At 66.1% G+C, this 22,438-nt stretch carries 21 protein-coding genes; 5 read left to right on the forward strand and 16 right to left on the reverse strand.

The annotated features are described in order from the left end of the window. Positions 1-92: 92 nt before the first annotated feature. From dut to ubiE, 4 genes are read right to left on the reverse strand one after another with little or no spacing between them, the layout of a single operon-like run. Complete coding sequence (gene dut / locus HZF03_RS00425) at positions 93-551, reverse strand: dUTP diphosphatase (protein ID WP_011155651.1); 459 nt, start codon at positions 549-551, stop codon at positions 93-95. Further along, positions 548-1,993 (reverse strand): bifunctional phosphopantothenoylcysteine decarboxylase/phosphopantothenate--cysteine ligase CoaBC, encoded by a 1,446-nt coding sequence (gene coaBC / locus HZF03_RS00430; protein ID WP_119018863.1) that lies wholly within the window; start codon positions 1,991-1,993, stop codon positions 548-550. The genes dut and coaBC overlap by 4 nt, the downstream gene beginning before the upstream one ends. Positions 1,994-2,046: 53 nt before the next feature. Further along, a complete protein-coding gene (gene ubiB / locus HZF03_RS00435) occupies positions 2,047-3,624 on the reverse strand; it encodes a 2-polyprenylphenol 6-hydroxylase (RefSeq protein WP_119018864.1) in 1,578 nt (525 codons plus the stop codon). Beyond that, complete coding sequence (gene ubiE / locus HZF03_RS00440) at positions 3,621-4,382, reverse strand: bifunctional demethylmenaquinone methyltransferase/2-methoxy-6-polyprenyl-1,4-benzoquinol methylase UbiE (protein WP_011155654.1); 762 nt, start codon at positions 4,380-4,382, stop codon at positions 3,621-3,623. The genes ubiB and ubiE overlap by 4 nt, the downstream gene beginning before the upstream one ends. Positions 4,383-4,627: 245 nt before the next feature. On the opposite strand from ubiE, the gene mutM reads away from it, so the two are divergent. Further along, positions 4,628-5,503, forward strand: a complete 876-nt coding sequence (gene mutM, locus HZF03_RS00445; protein WP_119018865.1) for a bifunctional DNA-formamidopyrimidine glycosylase/DNA-(apurinic or apyrimidinic site) lyase — start codon at positions 4,628-4,630, stop codon at positions 5,501-5,503. Between the two features lie 27 nt (positions 5,504-5,530). Here the strand turns inward: mutM and HZF03_RS00450 are convergent, their stop codons facing one another. Beyond that, positions 5,531-6,874 carry a peptidoglycan-binding protein gene (locus HZF03_RS00450; protein ID WP_119018866.1) on the reverse strand — a complete coding sequence of 448 codons (1,344 nt, stop codon included), beginning with the start codon at positions 6,872-6,874 and terminating at the stop codon, positions 5,531-5,533. Between the two features lie 207 nt (positions 6,875-7,081). On the opposite strand from HZF03_RS00450, the gene HZF03_RS00455 reads away from it, so the two are divergent. Together HZF03_RS00455 and HZF03_RS00460 are read left to right on the forward strand one after the other, a co-directional pair. Then, a complete protein-coding gene (locus HZF03_RS00455; protein WP_119018867.1) occupies positions 7,082-7,882 on the forward strand; it encodes a HesA/MoeB/ThiF family protein in 801 nt (266 codons plus the stop codon). Between the two features lie 124 nt (positions 7,883-8,006). Then, positions 8,007-9,695, forward strand: a complete 1,689-nt coding sequence (locus tag HZF03_RS00460; protein ID WP_119018921.1) for an MFS transporter — start codon at positions 8,007-8,009, stop codon at positions 9,693-9,695. A gap of 130 nt (positions 9,696-9,825) precedes the next feature. On the opposite strand, the gene HZF03_RS00465 is transcribed toward HZF03_RS00460, so the two are convergent. The 4 genes from HZF03_RS00465 to HZF03_RS00480 form a co-directional block, all read right to left on the reverse strand. Then, entirely contained in the window at positions 9,826-10,044 is a 219-nt protein-coding gene (locus tag HZF03_RS00465) for a hypothetical protein (RefSeq protein ID WP_011155659.1), read from the reverse strand. Between the two features lie 122 nt (positions 10,045-10,166). After that, the gene (locus HZF03_RS00470) at positions 10,167-10,508 is read right to left on the reverse strand and encodes a phasin family protein (protein WP_011155660.1); all 342 of its coding nucleotides are present in this window, start codon (positions 10,506-10,508) and stop codon (positions 10,167-10,169) included. 237 nt (positions 10,509-10,745) lie between these two features. Continuing rightward, positions 10,746-11,150 (reverse strand): hypothetical protein, encoded by a 405-nt coding sequence (locus HZF03_RS00475; RefSeq protein ID WP_104512401.1) that lies wholly within the window; start codon positions 11,148-11,150, stop codon positions 10,746-10,748. A 78-nt stretch (positions 11,151-11,228) separates the two neighbouring features. After that, positions 11,229-11,570 (reverse strand): hypothetical protein, encoded by a 342-nt coding sequence (locus tag HZF03_RS00480; protein ID WP_119018868.1) that lies wholly within the window; start codon positions 11,568-11,570, stop codon positions 11,229-11,231. Between the two features lie 816 nt (positions 11,571-12,386). Between HZF03_RS00480 and HZF03_RS00485 the strand changes: the two genes are divergently transcribed. Together HZF03_RS00485 and HZF03_RS00490 are read left to right on the forward strand one after the other, a co-directional pair. Continuing rightward, the gene (locus HZF03_RS00485) at positions 12,387-13,283 is read left to right on the forward strand and encodes a PepSY-associated TM helix domain-containing protein (RefSeq protein ID WP_119018869.1); all 897 of its coding nucleotides are present in this window, start codon (positions 12,387-12,389) and stop codon (positions 13,281-13,283) included. Positions 13,284-13,418: 135 nt separating this feature from the next. Then, positions 13,419-13,829, forward strand: a complete 411-nt coding sequence (locus HZF03_RS00490) for a flagellar basal body rod protein FlgC (protein WP_119018870.1) — start codon at positions 13,419-13,421, stop codon at positions 13,827-13,829. Positions 13,830-13,972: 143 nt separating this feature from the next. Here HZF03_RS00490 and HZF03_RS00495 read toward each other — a convergent pair whose 3' ends face one another. The 7 genes from HZF03_RS00495 to HZF03_RS00525 form a co-directional block, all read right to left on the reverse strand. Beyond that, on the reverse strand, positions 13,973-15,031 hold the full coding sequence (locus HZF03_RS00495) for an ABC transporter ATP-binding protein (protein ID WP_012493920.1): 1,059 nt from the start codon (positions 15,029-15,031) through the stop codon (positions 13,973-13,975). Continuing rightward, positions 15,028-16,026 carry an ABC transporter ATP-binding protein gene (locus HZF03_RS00500; RefSeq protein WP_119018871.1) on the reverse strand — a complete coding sequence of 333 codons (999 nt, stop codon included), beginning with the start codon at positions 16,024-16,026 and terminating at the stop codon, positions 15,028-15,030. The genes HZF03_RS00495 and HZF03_RS00500 overlap by 4 nt, the downstream gene beginning before the upstream one ends. Before the next feature lie 2 nt (positions 16,027-16,028). Continuing rightward, the gene (locus HZF03_RS00505) at positions 16,029-16,937 is read right to left on the reverse strand and encodes an ABC transporter permease (protein WP_119018872.1); all 909 of its coding nucleotides are present in this window, start codon (positions 16,935-16,937) and stop codon (positions 16,029-16,031) included. Beyond that, positions 16,934-17,914 carry an ABC transporter permease gene (locus HZF03_RS00510; RefSeq protein WP_011155672.1) on the reverse strand — a complete coding sequence of 327 codons (981 nt, stop codon included), beginning with the start codon at positions 17,912-17,914 and terminating at the stop codon, positions 16,934-16,936. The genes HZF03_RS00505 and HZF03_RS00510 overlap by 4 nt, the downstream gene beginning before the upstream one ends. Positions 17,915-17,942: 28 nt before the next feature. Next, positions 17,943-19,544: an ABC transporter substrate-binding protein gene (locus HZF03_RS00515; RefSeq protein WP_119018873.1), complete on the reverse strand. Its 1,602-nt coding sequence runs from the start codon at positions 19,542-19,544 to the stop codon at positions 17,943-17,945. 89 nt (positions 19,545-19,633) lie between these two features. Next, positions 19,634-20,590, reverse strand: coding sequence for a CobW family GTP-binding protein (locus tag HZF03_RS00520; RefSeq protein ID WP_012493925.1), 957 nt, complete (start codon positions 20,588-20,590; stop codon positions 19,634-19,636). Beyond that, positions 20,587-22,230, reverse strand: a complete 1,644-nt coding sequence (locus HZF03_RS00525) for an amidohydrolase (protein WP_119018874.1) — start codon at positions 22,228-22,230, stop codon at positions 20,587-20,589. Before HZF03_RS00525 ends, HZF03_RS00520 begins: the two co-directional genes overlap by 4 nt. Positions 22,231-22,438: the final 208 nt, after the last annotated feature.

The raw sequence follows: 22,438 nt of genomic DNA on the forward strand, positions 1-22,438 counted from the left end.
GACGATTTATATTTCTCCGAGCCGATTCCCGCCGTGCTTGACACTAAATCTAGTTGAGTCGCGGAAGTAACACCTCAACGCAACGCCGCTACTCAGCGGCCGGTCGAGCCGAAACCGCCGGCGCCACGGCCGCTTTCCGGCAGCGCCTCGACCGCCACGAACTGAGCGCGGCTGACCGGGGCGATCACCATTTGAGCGATGCGTTCGCCGCGGCGGATCGCGAACGGTTCGGTACCGTGGTTGATCAGCAGCACGCCGATCTCGCCGCGATAATCTGCATCGATCGTGCCCGGCGCGTTCAGCACGGTGACACCGTGCTTGGCGGCGAGGCCCGATCGCGGCCGCACCTGCGCCTCGTAGTTCTCCGGAAGCGCGATCGTGAGCCCGGTCGGCACCAGCACGTAGCGGCCGGGCTGAAGCGTCAGCGGCGCATCCTGCGGGACGGCGGCGATCAGGTCGAGCCCGGCGGCGTGCGCGGTCTGATACTCCGGCAGCGGCAAGCCTTCGCCGTGCGGCAGGTGGCGAATCGAAACGGTGATCTTTTGGGTCATGCGTGAACTGCCATTGCTTGAGCGATCCGCGCCACCAGCGCGGTCGCGACTTCATCCTTGGTCATCAGCGGCCACGATTCGAGATCGGTGGCGGCATCGCGGCGCATCAGCAGATGCACGGTGTTGCGGTCGCCCCCCATCACGCCAGTGGCCGGCGAGACGTCATTGGCGACGATCCAGTCGCAGCCCTTGCGGGCGAGCTTGGCGGTCGCGTTGTCGATCAGATTCTCGGTCTCGGCCGCAAAGCCGATCACCAGCGGCGGCCGGCCTTCGGTCAGCTTCGAGATCGTCGCGAGGATGTCGGGGTTTTCGGTGAGCTGCAGCGGTGGCGGTCCGGCGGCGCCCTTCTTCAGCTTCTGCATCCCTTCGGCAGCAACCCGCCAGTCCGCCACCGCGGCGGCGAAGATCGCCACATCCGCCGGCAGCGCGGATTGCACGGCGGCGAGCATCTCGCGGGCCGACTCCACGCGGATGCAATCGACCCCCGCCGGCGCGCGCAGCTCGACCGGACCGGAAATCAGCGCCACCTCGGCGCCGGCGGCGGCTGCGGCCGCCGCGATTGCGTAGCCTTGTTTGCCGGACGAGCGGTTGGCAATGTAACGCACCGGATCGATCGGCTCATGGGTGGGGCCTGCAGTGATCAGCACGCGCTTGCCGAGCAGCGACTTCGGCGGCTGCGGCCGCCACAGCGCTTCGGCCGCGACCGCAATCTCGGTCGGCTCCGCCATCCGGCCGATGCCGGCCTCACCACGCTCGGCCATCTCGCCGGCATTGGGGCCGACCATTGCGACGCCGTCCTGCTTGAGCTGGGCGACGTTGCGCCGGGTCGCGGCGTTGTTCCACATCAGCGGGTTCATCGCCGGCGCCAACAGGATCTGGCGATTGGTGGCGAGTAGGATCGCGGTCGCCAGATCGTCGGCATGGCCGCCGGCGATCTTGGCCATCAGGTCGGCGGTCGCGGGCGCGACGACGATCAGGTCACAGTCGCGCGCGAGGCGGATGTGGCCTGCATCGAACTCGCTCGAGGGATCGAACAGGTCGGTGTAGCAGCGCTGATGCGACAGCGCGCTCGCGGTCAGCGGCGTGACGAATTGCTGGGCCGCCTTGGTCAGCACCACACGGACGTCGGCGCCGCGCTCCTTGAGCCGGCGGATCAGGTCCATCGCCTTGTAGGCCGCAATGCCTCCGCCGACGATCAGCGTCACCCGCGCGCCGCCGGCCTGTGGCTGGGCACGCGGCCCGTCCGCTGGCTGATCGGCCGCGGGAGGTGCTGGCACGGACAAGTCAGCCGAGGCGGGCTCCGCGAAGCCGAGCCGCTTGTGGCAGGCGTCGCGTAGGATCACCCGGACCTCATCCTCCATCGAGCGGCCGTTGGCGGCCGCGCGCTGGCGCAGTTCGGATTTGAGGACGTCGTCGAGCTTGCGGATCGTCAGATTGGCCATAACGAAAAGCTAGCGGACGCAGGCATTGCGTTCAAGTCATGAACGCAATGCAATCAAATCATCCGTGATAGTGCGATCAGGACGCCAATGAAGGTGGCGGCGATCACCCACAGCGCCACGGTCCGACCACGGGTCCGGCCGCGCTCGGTCCGGCCGATCGCGGCGATGGTCTCCGGCGCCAGCACCAGACCGTCCTTGGTCATCACCTCAAGCTGATTAAGCACGGTGACGGCCCGCGACACGATGGTCGGCAGGCTGCTCAGGGTGTGACCAAGCTCGCCGGCGCCGGCCAGCGCGCCCTCGACCTTGCCGATCGGACCCAGATTGCGCTGGATCCACTCGCGCACCACCGGGTCGGCCACCTTCCAGATGTCGAGCTTGGGATCGAACGACCGCGCCACGCCCTCGACCACCACCATGGTCTTCTGCAGCAGGATCAGCTCCGGCCGGGTCCGCATGTCGAACAGGCCGGTGACCTCGAGCAGCAGCGTCAGCAGCTTGGCCATCGAGATTTCTTCGGCGAGGCGATTGTGGATCGGCTCGCCGATGGCACGGATCGCCTGGGCGAAGTTCTCGACCGAATGATGCGGCGGCACGTAGCCGGCCTCGAAATGCACCTCGGCGACGCGGCGATAGTTGCGGGTGATGAAGCCGAGCAAAATCTCGGCGAGGAAGCGCCGCTCCTTCGGCAGCAGCCGGCCCATGATGCCGAAATCGACCGCGACCAGCTTGCCGTCGCGATCCAGGAACAGATTGCCCGGATGCATGTCGGCGTGGAAGAAACCGTCGCGCAGCGCGTGGCGCAGGAAGCTCTGGATCACCTTGCGGCCGAGCTCGACGGTGTCGACGTTGGCTTCTTTGAGACGGGCGTGATCGTTCAGCGGGATGCCGTCGATCCACTCCATCGTCAGTACGTTGTGACTGGTGCGGTCCCAATCGACGGTGGGGACACGGAAGTCCGGATCGTCCTTGGTGTTCTCGGCCATCTCGGACGCCGCGGCCGCTTCCAGCCGCAGGTCCATCTCCATCGCGACCGAGCGCGACATCGTGTTGATGACCTCGACCAGCCGCAGCCGCCGCGCTTCGGCGGAGTACAGCTCGGCCTTCTCGGCCACGTAGAAGAAGTCGGACAGGTCGCGCCTGAACCGCGACGACACGTTCGGCCGCAGCACCTTGACGGCGACCTGCTTGCGGACGCCGTCGAGTTCGACCTCGCCGCGATGCACCTGAGCAATCGACGCGGCCGCGACCGGCGGGCTGAGGCTGACGAACAGATCGCGGACCGGCCGCTCCAGCGAAATGGCGATCACCTGCTCGGCTTCGTCCTGCGAGAACGGCGGCAACCGGTCCTGCAGACTTTCGAGATCGCGTGCCATCGCGACGCCGACGACGTCGGGACGGGTGGCAAGGAATTGGCCGAGCTTGAGATAGGCCGGGCCGAGCCGGGTCAGCGCCCGCGACAGCCGCGCCCCCGACTTGGCGCCGCGGCGCTCGATCAACCGCGCCAGCCGCACCGGCACCTGACCGGCGGGCGGAATCAACGCCGGATCGACCACGCCGAACACACCCTCGCGCGCGAACACGAAGGCGGCGCGGCCGAGCCGCGCCACATGAGTGAGTGCTGCGATCACAAACGCCAGCCCGAATGCAGCGCGACGATGCCGCCGCTCATCACCTGCCAGTTGGCGCGCGCAAAACCGGCGTCGCGCATCATCTCGGCGAAATCATACGGCTTGGGGAATTTGCGGATCGATTCGACCAGATACTGATAGCTGTCGGCATCGCCGGTGACGACGCGGCCGATCTCCGGGATCACCTTGAACGAGAACAGATCGTACAGCTTGGACAGGCCGGGCACATCGACCGACGAGAACTCCAGGCACAGGAAACGGCTGCCCGGTTTCAAAACGCGATAGGCTTCCTTCAGCGCCAGATCGATCCGCGGCACGTTCCGAATGCCGAACGCGATAGTGTAGGCGTCGAAGCTGCGATCGTCGAACTGCAGGCTCTCGGCATTGCCCTCGACGAAATCGACCTTGTCGTCGAGATTCCGCTCGACCGCACGCTGGCGGCCGACTTCGAGCATATCGGTGTTGATGTCGCAGACGGTGGAGTGAAAGCCGGCGCCCGAGGCTTTGGCGGCACGGAACGAGATGTCGCCGGTGCCGCCGGCAACGTCGAGCAGCCGGAACGGCGTGTCGTCGCGCGGCGGGTTGAGGGTCGTGATCATCACGTCCTTCCACAACCGGTGCATGCCGCCCGACATCAGATCGTTCATCAGGTCGTAGCGGCCGGCGACGCTGTGAAACACGTCGTTGACCAGCGTCTGCTTCTCGTCCAGCGGAACGTCGCGATAGCCGAAATGCGTGGTCTCGCCCGGCTCAGTCATGCCTTCAACTCCTGCGCGCGGACGGTTTTTCGGGCCGATTGCCGCCCGAAACACGAAAACGGCGGTCCGCGGCGGACCATATAGCGCGCTTGATGCGGAGGCGCTATCACCTGAATGCCTTAACTGGCTGACGCAAAATGTAGAATGCAACGACGGACGGCTCGCGGCCGCAATCGCCGGGTTGTCGCCGCCATGCCTGAAATTCAAGCCAATCGAGTGGCTTAAAGCCCTTCCGAGCAAACCCGATGCCTGAACTCCCCGAAGTCGAGACCGTCCGCCGCGGGCTGCAGCCGGCGATGGAGGGCTTTCGGATCGACCGCGCGGTGGCGCACCGGGAAAATCTGCGGTTTCCGCTGCAGAAGGACTTCGTCGCCCGCCTCACCGGCCAGACCGTCACCGGCCTCGGCCGGCGTGCCAAATATCTGCTGGCGGATCTGTCGAGCGGCGACGTGCTGCTGATGCATCTCGGGATGTCCGGTTCATTCCGGGTGGTCGAGGCCGACGGCGAGACCACGCCGGGCGAGTTTCATTATCCGCGCAGCGAGGACCGCACCCACGACCACGTGGTGTTCGAAATGGCGTCTGGTGCCCGCGTCGTGTTCAACGATCCGCGCCGGTTCGGCTTCATGAAGGTGTTTCCGCGCAGCGAGATCGAAACCGAGCCCCATCTGAAGGGCCTCGGCCCCGAGCCGCTTGGCAACGCGTTCGACGCCAGCCTGCTGGCGAAGGCCTGCGCCGGAAAGCAGACCAGCCTCAAGGCGGCGCTGCTCGATCAGCGCGTGGTTGCCGGGCTCGGCAACATCTATGTCTGCGAAGCGCTGTTCCGCGCGCATCTGTCGCCGAAACGCAAAGCCTCGACCCTGGCCAATCGCAAGGACGAGCCGACCGACCACGCGGTGCGGCTGACCGAGGCGATCCGCGATGTGCTCGGCGAAGCGATCAAGGCCGGTGGCTCATCACTGCGCGACCACCGCCAGACCAGTGGCGAGCTCGGTTACTTTCAGCACTCGTTCAAGGTTTACGACCGCGAAGGCGAACCCTGCCCGACCTGCGGCGGCACGGTGCAGCGCTTCGTGCAGAACGGCCGGTCGACGTTCTGGTGCCCGAAGTGCCAAAAGTAACTTAGCGCAGCATCGCAGCCAGACTGCTTACTTCCGCACGCAGATCACACGGACGACGCTCGCTTTGGCATCCTTGGTGCTGCCCTCGGCCGGCTTCACACCGATGCCAGCAAGATAGCCACGCACGGTGTCGGCTGAAATCAGTGCCGGCTGCGGCGCCGCGGCACTTTCAGCCGCGCCTGCGACCAGTGGCAGACGCAGCGTGGTCACCCCAGCGAAGCGCCCCTCCGCATCTCGTGCGGGCGCACCGGAAAAGCCGAGACTTGGCGGCGGCGTCACCACCAGACCGCCTGTGGTGCCGGCAGCCGTGAGCTGCGCCTTGACGGTGGTGATGGCAGCGCCGCCGCCCTGGCTCTGCGGATCGGCGACGCCGGTGATCTCGACCGCTCCGGACTTGGCTGCGCCGCCGCCGAACGGCAGCGGCTTCAGCTCGGACGCGCCGTAGATCCGCAGCAGCGCCAACTCGTGCTCCTTGCCGCGATCGGCCAGATCGGCAGGACCGTAACCCGCCACAACGATCGACAGACAGCCCTCGACCGCCTCGCGATCGGCCAGGATCGCACCGTCGGCACCGACGATCGTGCCGGTCGAGTATTCGACCTTCTTGCGCGGCGGCGGCCCGGCCTGGACGCCGGCAGGGAACGGATTATAGGCGCTCGACATCGCGACCACGACCGGCTGCATCGTGCCTTCGGTGGCCTGGTCGTACAGCACGGTGAGGATGCGGACCTCGGCATCCTTGAAGCTGCCGCGGATGTAGAACTTCTTCTGGTTCTGGCTGCCGGACAGCACGAAGAAGTCCGGCTTGATCGCGCTGTATTCGATCTTGCGGCCCGGCTCCTTCTTCTCCTGATCGGCGAGCTTGGCGATCGAGACGTCCGCTTCCCTCCGCCGCGACAGCGCGACCTGGATCGTCCCGGTGGAGGAATTCCAGCGCGTGCCATTGGCGTCGGAGGCCTGTTGCGGCACCAGCCGGGTCGGTACGCCGACGCGCGCGCCGGTGACCGGATCAGAAACCAGCTTCCAGCCGACGCTGGCCTGCAGCTTGCGCGCGGCCTCGGCGAGTTGCCCGCGCTCCTGCGGATTGAGCACGCCGGTCGGCTTGTGCCCCTGATTGGTCTGGAATTGCTTGATGGCAGCGATCATCCGGTCGGACACCTCGCCGTTGATCAGGCCGTTGTAATCGCCGGTCCAGGCGAGATCGGACTGGATCGCCTGGCGATCGCCCTGCGCGAGCGTTTTGGCCGTCTCCGCAGGTGTCTGCGCTGCCGGCGGCGCGGCTGCCGTCTGCTTCGGCGCAGCGTGTGCGCCATGCGCCGCCAGAGTGGCGGCACCGGCGACGATCAGGGTTGCAGCCAGCATCGATCTCATGACAATTCCCGAGCAACGTTGCGCCATGCGCAAATAACCACAACCGCTTGGTCGGCGCCAACGCTGTGCCGGTTCGATGCGCGGCACCGCGCACAATGTTTCGCTCGCCCGAAATCGCGCCTTCGACCGCAGGAAAGGATCAGCCGGATGCGCGTCTTCAAGATGACGGTGCCGGTCTGGCCGTGGAAGTGAAGGATACCATCCGTCATGCTGAGTGCCGAGGAACTGGAACGCTACGCCCGCCACATCGTGCTGCGCGATGTCGGCGGCCCCGGGCAGGCGGCGCTGAAGAGCGCGCGGGTACTGGTGGTCGGCGCCGGCGGCCTCGGCGCGCCGGTGCTGATGTATCTGGCCGCGGCCGGCGTCGGCACGCTCGACATCGTCGACGACGACATCGTCACGCTGTCGAATCTGCAGCGCCAAGTGATTCACGCTACGCCCGACATCGGCGCCCGCAAGGCCGACAGTGCGGCCAGCCGGATCCTCGCACTCAATCCCAACGTACGCGTGGTGCAGCACCGGGTGCGGCTCGACGGCTCCAATGCGCTGGCCCTGATCGGCGGCTGCGACCTAGTGCTCGACGGTTCGGATAATTTCGCCACGCGCTATTTGGTGTCCGACGCCTGCTATCTGGCGAAGAAGCCGCTGATCACTGCGGCGCTCGGCCAGTTCGACGGATCGCTGACCACGATCCGCGCCCACGAGCGCAACGCCGCGGGCGAACCCAACCCGACCTATCGTTGCCTGTTTCCAGAACCGCCGCCGGCCGGCACCGTGCCGAGCTGCGAGGAAGCCGGGGTGATGGGAGCGCTCGCCGGCGTGCTCGGCTCGATGATGGCGCTGGAGGCGATCCGTGAAATCGTCAGCTTCGGCGAAGGCCTGGTCGGACGGCTGGTGATGATCGACGCCCGCGCCATGCGGTTCGAGACGCTGCGCTACAGCCGCGATCCGCAAAACCCGCTGAATGGCGATGCGCCGACCATCACCGATCTGAGCCGGCACCTCTGAGGCGCAGCCTGGCCTGAGGGCTGCGCCACGTTGGCTCTGGACAGTGCGAGCGCTTCGCAGGCATCACTGTTTCCAGCGCCGTTGAATCGGCGAGGCGGTGAGGACGGCGGAGGGTCAGACCCAGATGGCGGGCACGGCGAAGCGCGGGCTGTTTTCCGGCGACGGGATCGCGGCACCGCTGCGGCACGCACTGTTCCGGCGGATCTGGCTGGCGAGCCTGTTGTCCAATCTCGGCCTGATGATCAACGGCGTCGGCGCCGCCTGGGCGATGACGCAGATGACCTCGTCCGCCGACAAGGTGGCGCTGGTGCAGACCGCCCTGATGCTGCCGATCATGCTGGTGGCGATGCCGGCCGGCGCGATCGCCGACATGTACGACCGCCGCCTGGTCGCGCTGGCGGCGCTCGGCATCGGCCTCGCCGGAGCCACCACGCTGGCTGCGCTGGCGCATTTCGGCTTGGTGACGCCGAACACGCTGCTGCTTTTCTGTTTCGTGATCGGCACCGGCATGGCGCTGTTCGGGCCGTCCTGGCAGGCCTCGGTGTCCGAGCAGGTGCCGGCCGAAACGCTGCCGGCCGCGGTGGCGCTGAACGGCATCAGCTACAATATCGCACGCAGCTTCGGCCCGGCGGTGGGCGGCATCGTGGTGGCGGCCGCGGGCGCGGTGGCCGCATTCGCCGCCAATGCGGTGCTGTATCTACCGCTGCTGATCGTGCTGCTGCTATGGCGGCGGGAGAGCGAGCCGCCGCGGCTGCCGCCGGAGCGGCTGAACCGCGCGATCGTCTCTGGCGTGCGCTACATCACCAACTCGCCGGCAATCCGCATCGTGCTGACCCGCACGCTGGTGACCGGCATCGCCGGCAGCTCGGTGCTGGCCCTGATGCCGCTGGTGGCGCGCGACCTGCTGCACAGCGGCGCCGAGACCTACGGGCTGCTGCTCGGCGCGTTCGGCATCGGCGCGGTGATCGGCGCACTCAATGTCGGGATTGCGCGGCAGCGCCTGAGCAGTGAAGCCGCGGTTCGGCTGTGCGCGATGATCATGGGCGTGGCGATGGCGGTGATCGCGATCAGCCGCTCGCCGCTGCTCACCGCCGCAGCGCTGGTGATCGCGGGCGCGGTGTGGATGCTGGCGATCGCGCTGTTCAACATCGGCGTTCAGCTCTCGGCCCCACGCTGGGTGGCGGGCCGTTCGCTCGCCGCATTCCAGGCCTCGATCTCCGGCGGCATCGCGATCGGCAGCTGGGGCTGGGGCCACGTCGCCGACCTGGCCGGCGTCGCGCCGTCGATGCTGCTGTCGGGGCTGGCGATGCTGGCTTCTCCAGTGCTCGCCTTCCTGCTGCCGATGCCACCAGTCGGCACCCGCACCGAGGATGCCGAGCTGCTCGCCGACCCGGAAGTGAAACTGGCGCTGACGTCGCGCAGCGGTCCGGTGGTGATCGAAATCGAGTACCGGATCGATGCCGACGAAGCGCGCGCGTTTCACAACGTGATGCAGGAGGTGCAGCTCAGCCGTCAGCGCAACGGCGCCTATGGCTGGTCGATCGCGCGGGACATCGCCGATCCGGAATTGTGGACCGAACGCTATCACTGCCCGACCTGGCTCGATTACTTGCGCCAGCGCAGCCGATCGACCCAGGACGATCGCGCGCTGCACCGCCGCGCGATCGCATTTCATCGCGGCGTGGATCCGATCCGGGTCCGCCGGATGCTGGAGCGGCCGTTCGGCTCGGTGCGCTGGAAAGAAGAGTCGCCAGACCGTACTACCGCCACCGAAGTGCTACCTGTCGCCGGCGTCAGCGGCGGGTCAACATAGAGGGTCGATGTCGTCCCGCGTCATGGTCGGGCTTGTCTTGACCACTCCCAACTTCGCTCCTGACGAAACCTTAAAAACGCGGGTGCCCGCGACAACCGCGCATGGACGGATGACGTATTGAACCGATCTGTTACTGACCGTTGTCAGTCAGCACCTTGGCGCATTTGGCGCTGAGCTTGGCGCGGTTCTGCTGCAGGCAGTTCAGGATCGCCCCGTCGGACTCGTTCATCACCGCCCGGCACAGCCGCGACACATCTCGGCCGCAGCCAGGGTCAGGGCGGCGCTCCTGCGCCTGCGCGGCGCCGGCGATCAGGGTGAGGCAAATGAGCGGACCGACGATCTTCAACATGCTTGGTATCCAAATCAGAGCTGAGACTGTTCAGCTGGACCAATGCGATCCATGCACAACCGTTCCCGTCGCACGCGACGACCGCTGCGCTGCTGACAGGCTGGTTGTTGCGACAACGTCTCCTAACCGTCGTTCGGAACGATAACGGTCGGCTTGGTCATCTCGACGACGTCCTTGGCCTGGTCGGTGAGAACGCGGAATTGCGTCTGCAGGAATTCGGTCTGGATCCGAACCACGTCCTGAAAGTCCTTGGCGTGCAAGAGCTGCTGCGAGAAATCGAACGTCGCCTGAACGTTGCGGTCGACATAGCCCTTCAGCGTCGTGGCCTGGCTGCTCTGCCCCATCGGCACCACCGACATGCTCTTGCTGATAAACTCGAGGTAGTTGGTCATCGCGCCGCGCGCCTGCTCGAGGTTCTTGGTCATCACGTTCAGGATGACGTCGGACGAGTTCTTGTCTGCCATCGCGATCTCCTCGAGGCTCTCCGGTTACCCAAGCACCAGATGGCCGCACGGCCGGAGCCCTGTGCATGCCATTCACGCGCGACAATGATCGCAAAATCTGCAGCGCCGTCCAGTACTAACTGCGGAGCCTTTAAAGATGCCTAACCGCCGACACGCGAACGGCGGGCGTGGAGCTGGCCACACCCGCCGTTGCCGATGTCGGTTCGAAGCGCGCCGCCAAAGCGGCGCGGCGTCGAATTAGTTGAAGCGCGCGCGGTCGAGCTGATCCATGCCCTTCTGCGACCGGTAGATCTCCAGGCAGTACCAGGCCAGCACCAGCAGCGTGCCGATCCGCACCACCGAGGTCGGCAGCATCAGGCTGAGCGCGATGATCAGCAGCGGCACCGCGGCAGCCTTCACCACCTTGGCGCGATCATCGAAGATCGGGAAGAACCAGACCTTGTTCTCCGCCGCCCAGAACGGCGGCTTCACGCGCTGCAGGCCGTAGCGCGACCAGGTATCCTTGAAACCGAGGTCGCGCGCCCACACCAGATACAGCGTGACCCAGAACGCCAGGAAGGCCACGACGACGGACATCGGTCCGGCGGCGAAGCCGATGAGCAGAAGCACTGCGACCGCGAGTGCGATGAACCAGTTTTGCATCGGAGAGAACCTTTGAGACTGACAGGAGCCCGCGGGTGCTTGGATCAGCCGCCGGCTCCCAGACGCGAACTGCCTGCGTTACTTGCGGGCGCAGGACACCACGATCGAGGAGGAGCTCGGGCCGCAGCTCGCGGTCATCTGCCCGTTCTCCAGAGTGAGGTTGTCGCTGAACTTGGCGCTGCTTGGCCCAATGCAGATCGCGGAGATCAGCGCTTCATCCGTCTCGCACGAGGTCGGGCAGCCGTTCGACGAGCAGGTCGACGACGACACGGTGCGGAAGGCACTGACCGGCGGCGCGACCGGCGTGGCGGCGACGGCGGGTTCGATCAGGGCCGGATGAGGCACACCGACCTGGTTCACCACCGACAGCGCGGCAACGAACGCGATGGCACCGAGGAAGATCATCGATGAGGAGCGCATACTACCTCCATACCTGTTGGAATTGTCACCAGACGGTTTGCAACTGCAGCATGTTATCAACGCCTCGGAATTTCAACAGGCGCAAGTTTCAGCACGCTTAAGGACAGAGCAACCGCTACTAAGGATGACGTCGGCGCAGTGCGATCGTCGCCACAACGCGCGCCGATGACGCGCGGATCACGGCGGCTCAAGATTCCGCGCAGCCCTTCACGACCGACCGCTTGTTGCGATGTTACCGTCGCTCATCGGTCTGCGCGAGTTGGTGATTTGCCGGACACACCGGCCGTTCGGGAGGACATTCGAATCCGCCATCAGGGACTCGCCGGAGGGGCAGCAACGCGACGCTCGCCAGCTCGCGCGCATTCGGACAAGACGGTTCTGACGACGAAGGCAGAGCATCGCTGGCCACCGGCCCAGTCCGCAATGTGCCGGTGATTCGGCATTTCCCGGACAAGGACACCACGAGGGCCGCGTGCCCCGAATCACTTCGCTAGATCGGACCACCGCTGCCGGCATCATTCGGCTCAAGAAGCGACCATGCGGCCTAGGCACGAGAATTCGAGCAGCCCCAACGGCTTGATGCTCTGCAGAATCTGTCAGCGAATCGATAGGTTCAGGGGCCTACAACACCCTGCGCTCCATCCGCCTCATGAGGAGGTGGGAGCACTCGCCGTGACATCGAGGCTCTCTGCCGGTCCTGAATGAGACGGACGAAGGCAGTAGAGCCGACGCCAGACGCCGCCGGCGACGTTTAAGCCTAATCATCGACGGCATCCGCATGCTTCTCGCCGCTGATCGCAACCACGAAGTTCCATCATGAATAATGCATTTCTGCTCAAACTGCATCGCTGGACCAGTCTGGTGTTCGCGCTGCCGCTGCTCGCCATCATCGTCACCGGACTGATCCTGTCAGTCGAGCCGATGCTGCAAGGCCGCGGCCTGCCGGCCGGGACGCTCGATGCCGCCCGCCTCACGGGGCTGATCGAACGCTACGATCCGCAGGGACAGGCCCGCGGGGTCGCGATCAACGCCTCCGGCCAACAGATGCGGCTGCTCGGGGTCAATGCGCCACCGATCGATCTTGCGACCGGCGAAGCGGCTGCCGCCAGCGATCCGACCGGCGACCTGCTGCTATGGGCGCGGCGCACTCATGAGCGCCTGCTCGGCTACGAATGGCTGGTGATCGCCTCGACCATCGCCATGACGGTGCTGATGACGATCGGCGTGCTGATGGGGCTGCCGCGGCTGCGCAACAGCCTCGCCGGCTGGCACAAGGGCGCAGCGTGGTTCACGCTGCCGCTGTTGCTGCTCAGCCCCCTCACTGCGCTGTGCATGGCGTTCGGCCTGACGTTCTCCAGCGGCCCGCCGCCGGCCCGCATGACCATCAAGCTGACCGACGCGGTGCAGCAGATCGCGCAATCGCACGACGTGTCACACTTGGCGATGATCGCCAATCGCGGCGGGCGGATGATGGCGCGGATCTACGAAGACGGCGAGCTGCGCGCCTACACCTTCACGCCGGACGGCATCACGCCGCTGCCGCGCAACTGGCCACGGTTGCTGCACGAAGGCAATTGGTCGACTTGGCTGTCCGGCACGCTCAACGTCATCACCTCGGTGGTGCTGCTCGGGCTGCTGATCACCGGCGTCTGGCTGTGGACCCGGCGCAAGCTGCGGCGCCGCCCACAGCGGCCGGCGACGCAACCGTCCTGACGCAACCCGCGTGACGCCTCGGCAGGATTGAGAAAGGCTTAGCCGGATCGCTCGAATTGCACCCAAGCGGTGCACGGATCGTTGGGAGGTGCGGGCGTCTTCTGCCCGCACCTGTCCGCCGCAACGAGCGCGTCCATGTCCAGCATTTCGTCGATTGCCGTCTCCGGCCTGAAAGCAGCGACCCGCCGGCTTGAGGTGTCGGCCAGCAACATCGCCAATCAGCAATCGACCGGCGCGCTTCCCGGCGCCAACGGCACGGTGCCGGCCGGTGCGCCGCGGGCTTACAAGCCGCTGCAGGTCAATCAGACCGATACATCGACCGGCGGCACGCAGACCAGCCTGAGCACGACCTCGCCCGCCACCGTCCCGGTGTCCGACCCGCAAGCGCCGTTCGCCAGTGCGGACGGCATGGTGGCGGCGCCGAACGTCGACCTGGCGCAGGAATTCATCGGCCAGATGGTCGCCAAATACAGCTACACCGCCAACCTCGCCTCGCTGAAGGCAGACCGCGAGATGAGCAAGGCGCTGCTCGACGCGAAGGTGTAGCTCCTTTCGTCATTGCGAGGCGGCGCAGCCGCCGAAGCAATCCAGCTCAGTGCACCGAAGGCTGGCTCGCTTCGCGGAGCCTGTCATCGGGCGGCGCTTCGCGCCGACCCGTTGGCTCGCAATGACGATGCCAGAGGCCGCAACTAACCGATCGGCCCACTCGCCACGCGCGGCGCGAAATCGGGGACACCGATCTCGTCCTTGCGATGGCAGGCGACGTAGTGTTCGTGGCCGGCGGCGTCGAGAAAGGGCAACTCTGCCCGGCAGCGCGCCTCGGCAAACGGGCAGCGTTGCGCGAAGCGGCAGCCGGGCGGCGGATCGACCGGCGACGGCGGTTCGCCCTTGACCAGATACTTCGCCTTCAGCTCGTCGCGGAGCGGACCGGGCGGCACGGCGGCCGACACCAGCGACCACGTGTAAGGATGACGCGGCGCGGTGAACAGGGCCGAGGCCGGCGCCTGCTCGGCGATCTTGCCGAGATACATCACGGCGATCTCATCGCAGAACTGCTGGATGACGCCGAGATCGTGCGAGATGAAGATGTAGGTGAGGCCGCGCTCGCGCTGCAGCTTCTTGAGCAGGTTCAGGATCTGGGCCTGGATCGCGACGTCGAGCGCGGAGACCGCCTCGTCGCAGACGATCAGCTCGGGCTCCGGCGCCAGTGCGCGCGCGATGCACAGCCGCTGCCGCTGACCGCCCGAAAACTGATGCGGAAACAGATCGGCCGCCTCCGGCGGCAGGCCGACCTCGGCGAGCAGCTTGCGGACCCTGGCGTCGCGTTCGCTGCGGCTGCCGATCTCGAGCAGATCGAGCGGCTCGCGGATCTGGTCGCCGGCGCGGCGGCGCGGGTCGAGCGCCGAGAACGGGTCCTGAAACACGATCTGCAGGTGCTTGCGCGCCTTGCGCAGCGGCTCGCCGGTGAGCGGCATGATGTCTTCGCCGCGAAACACCACCTGCCCTGAGGTCGCCTGCACCAGCCGCATGATCGCCTGCGCGGTGGTCGATTTGCCCGAGCCGCTTTCGCCGACGATGCCGAAGGTGGTGCCCCGCTTGACGCGGAAGCTGACGCCGTCGACCGCATGAACGAAAGACGGTTTACCCCACGGCCGCTTACGGCCGGTGCGGAAGTGCACCACGAGGTCGTTGACGTCGAGCAGATAGGGATCGCCGTCGGCCGGGCGCAGATCTTCATGGATCATCATGCGGCGATCTCCTCGGCACGCCAGCACGACACCGCATGACCCGCGGCGATCGTCCCAAGCGGCGGCTGCGGTAGCGACCGACATGCCTCCGAGGCATTGGCGCAACGCGCCAGGAATGCGCAATCCGGCCCGCGATTGCCGAGCGCCGGCACCATGCCGGGAATCTCGCCGAGATCGACCCACTCCTCCGGCTTGGCGACACCGACGGTCAGATGCGGCACGCAGCCGAGCAGGCCGCGCGTATAGGGATGGCGCGGCCGCGCCGCGATCTCATGCGCCGGCCCGGTCTCGATGCAGCGACCGGCATAGAGCACGGCGATATCGTCGGCGAGTTCAGCGACCGCGCCGAGATCGTGGGTGATCAGCACGATCGCGGCCTCTGTCTCGTCCTGGAGCTGGGCGAGCAGGTCGAAGATCTGCGCCTGCACGGTGACGTCGAGCGCAGTTGTCGGCTCGTCGGCGATCAAGAGCTTCGGCCGGCAGGCGAGCGCCATCGCAATCATCACCCGCTGCCGCATGCCGCCGGACATCTGATGCGGATAGGCCTTGGCGCGCTGTTCGGCCGCCGGGATCTGCACCGCCTTGAGAAACTGCACCGCCTGCTCGGCGGCGTCCTTGCGGCTGAGCCGCCGGTGATAATACAGCACCTCGGCGATCTGATCGCCGACGGTGTAGAGCGGGTTCAGCGCCGTCATCGGCTCCTGGAACACCATCGACATCGCATCGCCCCGCAACGCCCGCATCCGCTTCGGCCGCGCGGTGAGCAGATCCTCGCCGTCGAGCACGATGCGTCCGCCGGTGACCACGAAGCCTTCCGGCAGCAGCCGCATGATCGCCAGCGCCGTCATGCTCTTGCCGCAGCCGGATTCGCCGACCAGCGCGATGGTGCGGCCCTTTTGAACCGTGAAAGACAGATTCTCCAGCACCGGCACGAGATCGCCGTCGCGATTGGTCATGCTGACGCTGAGATTCTCGACTGATAGGACCGGCGCCATTATCACCTCCGCCGCAGCCGCGGATTGACCGCATCGTTGACGCCGTCGCCGACCAGGCTGACCGCGAGCACGGCAAGGAAGATCGCGGCGCCCGGGAACGTCACCGCCCACCAGGCGTCGAGCACGTAGTTGCGGTTCTGGCCGATCATCAGGCCCCAGCTCATGGTGTTGGGATCGCCGAGGCCGAGGAAGCTGAGGCCGCCCTCGAACAGGATCGCGGTGCCGATCGCCAGCGTCGCCGAGACGATGATCGGCGGCAACGCGTTCGGCAGCACCACGCGCAAGATCAGATGCAGACTGCCGGCACCGGCGGCGCGCGAGGCCTTGATGAAATCGAGATCCCGCAACCGCATGAATTCGGCGCGCGTCAAGCGCGCCGCCGAAGTCCAGCTCACCGCGCCGATCGCCAGCGTGATGGTCGACAGCTTGGGACCGAACAGCGTCACCAGCACCATTGCAAACAGCAGCGGCGGCAGCACCTGAAAGAACTCGGCGATCTTGACCAGGAGCGCATCGACCCAGCCGCCGAAGAAGCCGGCGAGCGCTCCGACGGTGACGCCGATCACGATCGTGATCAGCGCCGCCACGGCGCCCACCGTCAGCGTGGCACGGCCGCCATAGATCAGCCCGGCCAGCACGTCGCGGCCAAGATAGTCGGTGCCGAGCGGAGCGTCGGCCGCCGGCGCGGCAAACGGCAGGCCGACGATGTCGAGCGGATCGACCGGATACAGCCACGGGCCGAGCGCGGTGCCGGCGAGCAGCAGCAGGAGCAGGATTGCGCCGGCGACGCCGGACGGACTTTTCATGAACTGGCGCAGCGCAGCCCGGGCCGGCGAAACCGCCTTCGGCACTTTGCTGACGCTGGGAAGGGGCTTCTGTGCCATCGCGAGCGAAGACTCCATCGTGCTCATCGGGCACCTGCGCGGATACGGGGATCGATCAGGCGGTACACCAGGTCGGTGAGGATATTGGCCGCGATCACCATCACGGCGGAGAAGAACAGCACGCCCATCAGCGTCGGGTAGTCACGGCGCAGGATCGAGTCGAACACCAGCCGCCCCATGCCCGGCCAGGAGTACACCGTCTCCACCAGCACGGCGCCGGCGAACAGATTGCCGAACTGCAGGCCGACCACGGTGACGATCGGAATTAGCGTGTTGCGCAGCGCGTGCTTGACAAGCACCACCCGCTCCGGCAGCCCCTTGGCGCGCGCGGTGCGGATGTAGTCCGCCGACAGCACGTCGATCATGTTGACGCGGGCGAGCCGGGAATATTGCGCGACGAATACCAGCCCCAGCGTGATCGACGGCAGCACCAGATGCTTGGCGACGTCGGCCGCGTAGGCGAAGCCGGTTTTCGGATTGACCACGTCGGTCATGCCGTTGACCGGCAGTATCGGCCACACCGATCCGAACAGCAGCAGAAGCAGCAGGCCAGTCCAGAAGATCGGCGCTGCGTGGCCGGCGAGCGCCAGCACGGTGACGCCGTGGCTGAGCAGGCCGTTCGGGCGCCGGGCGCTGATCACGCCGAGCACCGTGCCGATCAGCACCGCCACCACAAGCGAGGCCGCCGCCAGATACAGCGTCGCGGGCAGCCGCTGCAGGATCAGGCCGAGCACCGGCTGGTTGAAGTAGTAGGAGTAGCCGAAGTCGCCATGCGCCACCTTGCCGAGATAGGTGAACATCTGTTCGAGCAGGCTGTGGTCGAGACCGTATTTTGCCCGCAGCGCCGCGATCACCTCGGGCGACGCCCCACCCATCTCGCCGGCGATCACCTGCACCGGGTCGCCCGGCGCAAGATGGATCAGGCAGAAATTCATCACCAGCACCGCCAGCAGCAGCGCGACGGCGTTGGCGAGTTTTCCGAACAGATGGGTGAGGAGAGCCATTGATGCTTCGTCGATCGAGATTGGCGGATCAGTTCTTCGGCGGAGTCACCCAGTACAGCTCGTCGAGCGGCGAGGCGACGCCCCACACCGTGGTCGGCAGGTTGCCGAGCCCCTTGGCGAACGAGGTGTGGTACGGAGTGGCGTTGATGTAGAAGATCGGCGCATCTTCGACGACGATCTTCTGGAACTCCGAATACAGCGCCTTGCGCTTATCCGGCGAGCTCTCCTGGGCGGCCTGGCCGAGGATCTCGTCGACCTTCGGATTGGCGTACTGCTGGGTGTTCGACCAGATGATGCCCTTGCGGATGTTCGAGCTCAGATAAGTCCGGTCGACGCCGATCACCGGGTCGCCCCAGTTGAACACCGTGTCCATGGTCATGTCGAAGTCGAAATTAGCGACGCGCTGGGCCCAGGTCGGGAAGTCGGGGGCGGCGCGGACTTCGAGATTGATCCCGACCCGCTTCAGCGCCGAACGCAGATATTCAGCGACGTTGCGCTGCTGCTCGTCGTTGCCGGGGATGTAGTCGATCGTCAGCGTGGTGCGCACGCCGGCCCCGTCCGGCTTGAGCCCGGCCTCGTCGAGCAGCTTGTTGGCCTTGGCGATGTCGAATTTGTATTGGTCGACGTTCTTCTCTTCCAGCGGCGAGCCCGGCGCGATCGGTCCGGTCGAAGGCAAGGCTTTGCCGCCCATCAGCTTCTTGACGATGAACTCGCGGTTCGCCGCATAGCCGATCGCCTGACGGACGCGAACGTCGTCGAGCGGCTTCTTCTTGGTGTTGAAGGCAAGCCAGTTCAGGGCACCGATGCCGGCAAAGCCCTTGTCGGTGACGACGACGTTCGGCGCCTTTTCCAGCCGCTCAATGTCGCGCACGCCGGTGAAGTAGGGCACCATATGAACATCGCCGCGCTCGGCCGACACCATCAGGGCGTTGGGATCCGAAATCAGCCGCACCACGATCTTGTCGAGCTTCGGCCGCCCCGGGATGAAGAATTTGTCGAACTTCTCCAGCGTGTAGTAGTCGCCCTGCTTGTACTCGGTGAGCTTGTAGGGACCGGAGCCGATCGGCTTCAGGTTGGCCGGATGCGATTTGACGTCCTGGCCGTCGCCATAGACGTGTTTCGGCAGGATCGGCATCAATGCAGGCGACATCGCCAGCAGCAGCGCCGGGTGCGGATGCGCCAGCTCGATCACCGCCGTATGCGGATCCGGCGTATCGACGCTCTCGACCGCGGCCAGCATCGTCTTGAACGGATGATTGGCCTTGATGGTCATGATCGAGAACGCGACGTCCTCGGAAGTCACCGGCTTGCCGTCGTGGAAGGTGGCGTTCTTGACCAGCTTCAGCGTCACCGTCAGCCCGTCCTTCGAGACGTCCCAGGACTCGGCGAGATAGGGCTGCGGGTTCCAGTTGTCGTCGTAGCGCAGCGGACTGGCGAAGATCTGCGTGCTCGGGAGCGCGGTGGCGATACCGGACTGGACGGCGCCGTTGAAATGCCGCGGCACCTGCGTCGAACCGATCACCAGCGTTCCGCCGCTCCCCGCACCTTCCGCTTTGGTTTCGAGCGGCAGACCCATCAGCGCAATGCCGCCGAGGGCTCCGACTACAAAGGATCGCTTCGTCAACATCATCGGTCAGAACTCCGCTGCAAGAAAGGATGGGCGAGGCAGGACGTGGAAAGCCGCATGGCTTTCGCGGCGAGAAACTGGCAGGGCGGGCCTCACGACAGCGCTCCGGCCGGCGCCAAAGCGCGGTCGAGGATCGCGTCGAGTTCGGCCGGCGGCGGCAGATCGGCGGTGCCGACGCCGACCAGCACGATGCCGGGCTCGACCGGCCCGGCATCGGCCGGCGACAGGCTCCAGACGCTCTCGACCATCTGAAACACTTTGACGTCGTCTTCGCCGGCGAGGCGACAGGACCCCTTCAGCCGCAATAGCTGCGGCGGCAGCTTATCGACCGCACAGGCGAGCCGGACGCGATCGAACCGGCCGGCGCGGCGATACGCCCAGCTCTTGAAGGTCGCGCCGTGATCGATCGCCGCGGCATCAACTGCGTCGGCTCGGAAACCGCTCGACGACGCAGCCGTCTTTAGCTCTGCCAGCGTCGGCATCGCGCCTTGCGCGGTTGCGACGATACCCACGTCCAGGCGCAGACTTCGTACCGCGGTGCGCGCAGCAGTCAGAGCCTCGGCATTCACCAGATCGGTCTTGTTCAGCAGGACAATGTCACAGCGCTCAAACTGGCCGCGCACGGTGTCGCCGACCTTGGAATCCTCGATCAGTTGCGCGATCCGGCTGGCATCGGCCAACACGATCACCCGGTCGAGCCGCAGCGACGGTTCGATCAGCGCAATTTCCGCGATCTTCCACGGATCGCCGACCCCGGAGGCTTCGATCACGATCCGCTCAAACGGCACCGCAGCGTCGAGCACCTGGCACATCGTGTCGATGAAGCTGGTGCCGATGCTGCAGCAGATGCAGCCATTGGTCAGCGTCATCGTGGTGCCGTCGTGACTCTGGATCAGTGTCGCGTCGACATTGACCTCGCCGAAATCGTTGACCAGCACCGCCGTCCGAGGGCCGCCGCTGCGCAGCAGGTGATTGACGAAGGTGGTTTTGCCCGCGCCGAGAAAGCCGCCGATTACCGTGACTGAAATGGTCGCGGATGCTGCCGTCATGCGCGGGGCGCCTCCTTGATCATGCCGCCGACCACGGTGCCCCAGACCGCGATCTCCTTGAGCCGCTCCGGCGGAACGGCCAGCGGATCCTCATCGAGCACGACGAAGTCGGCGTACTTGCCGGTTTCGATGCTGCCGACCAGATGATCCATCTTCAAAGTATAGGCTGCGCCGATGGTGATTGCAGCAAGCGCCTGCTCGGTCGTGAGCGCTTCGGTATCCCGGCCCAGTACACGCCCGCTCGACGACACGCGATTGACCGCACACCATGCGGTGAACAGCGGCGCCAGCGGTGTCACCGGCGCGTCGGAGTGGATCGCGAACGGCACCCCGATCCGCTGTGCGGTCCCGGTCGCGTCGAGCCGTGCCGCCCGCTCCGGCCCCATCGTCAGCTCGTAGTGCGCGTCGCCCCAGTAGTACAGGTGGTTGGCGAAAAGATTGGCGCAGACACCGAGATTCTTCATCCGCCGGAACTGGGCGGCGCTGGCCATCTGGCAATGCTGCAAGGTGTGGCGATGATCCGGACGAGGCGCGACGGTCTGCGCCGCCTCGATCGCATCGAGCGCCACTTCGGTGGCCTCGTCGCCGTTGGTGTGGATGTGAAGCTGCACGCCAGCACGGTGATAAGCCTCCACCAGCCGCGGCAGTTCTTCGGGCGCGATGTACCACAGGCCGTTGGCGGCACCATTGTGATAGCCAGGCCAGCGCAGCCGCGCGGTGAAGCCCTGGATCGACCCATCGACCACTAGCTTGACGATGCCGTAATGCAGCTTGTCGCTGGCGTGGCCGCGCAGCGTCTCCAGCTTAGCGATCGCCTGTTCGGGCGTATGCGATACCGCGGCCAGCGCCGGCACCAAGCGAACGCCGAAATCAGCTTGGCTGGTCGCGCTGCGATAAACCTCGATGGTCGGGTCGGCGAGGTCGTTGTGCAGGTCGGTAATCGTGGTGACGCCCTGTACGCAGCACGACGCCGCATAGCGCCGTACGTCCGCCTCGGTGATGGTACCAGCGAGCGGATTGTGGCCGAGCGCACGGAACAGCCGCATCCGTGCCGGAATGCCCTGCAGCTCGCCGCTCGCCAGTCCGTCGGCTCCCGCGACGACGCCGGAGATGTTGGTGGCGTGTAGCAGCTCGGCGCGTTCGAGCGTCAGCGTGTTGACGTTGTTGATGTGGAACGAGGCGTGGACCACCAGCACCGGACGCTTGGTCGACACTTTGTCGAGATCCTGCCGGGTCAGCATCGTGCCGCCGATATGCAGCGGATCGAAGCCCCAAGCGTAAAGCGGGGAACCGTCGTCCGGCATCGCGGCCTCGGCCTGCTGCAGCCGCGCCACGATCGCCTCGATGTCCGGCACACCGGCGACTACTTTGCCTTCCGGCGAACGGCGGTCGAACGCGCCCACATAGGGCTGCTTCCACATCAGGCCTTCCATGATGTGGCTGTGGCCTTCGACGAAACCGGGCATCAGCACCTTGTCGGCGAAGCGAGTATCGAGCCGCGCGCCGGTTACCATCAGTTCGTCGGCGCTGCCGGTCGCAACGATCCGCTCGTCCCGCACCGCAACATGCGTCGCACTCGGCCGCGACGGATTCATGGTGATAATTCTACGGGCGGAATAAACGACGGTTTCGGACGTCACGCTTAGTCTCCAGGCTTGCGATTGCGAGCGTGAAGCGATCGTCCCGGCGGCACTAGCGCCAGATGCCGAGCACGAATGGAGCCAGGGCCATGCGTCAGCCGCCGCCTCCCATGGCTCGCTTCTTGCAGACGGTTTGTAAAAGCTTCATTCTCGCAATGACAGCCGTTTCGCGTCGTTGTGTCAGTCAGGGTATCGCGTCTTGGGAAAG

The sequence above is a fragment of the Rhodopseudomonas palustris genome (assembly GCF_013415845.1).
GTDB classification, from domain to species: domain Bacteria; phylum Pseudomonadota; class Alphaproteobacteria; order Rhizobiales; family Xanthobacteraceae; genus Rhodopseudomonas; species Rhodopseudomonas palustris_F.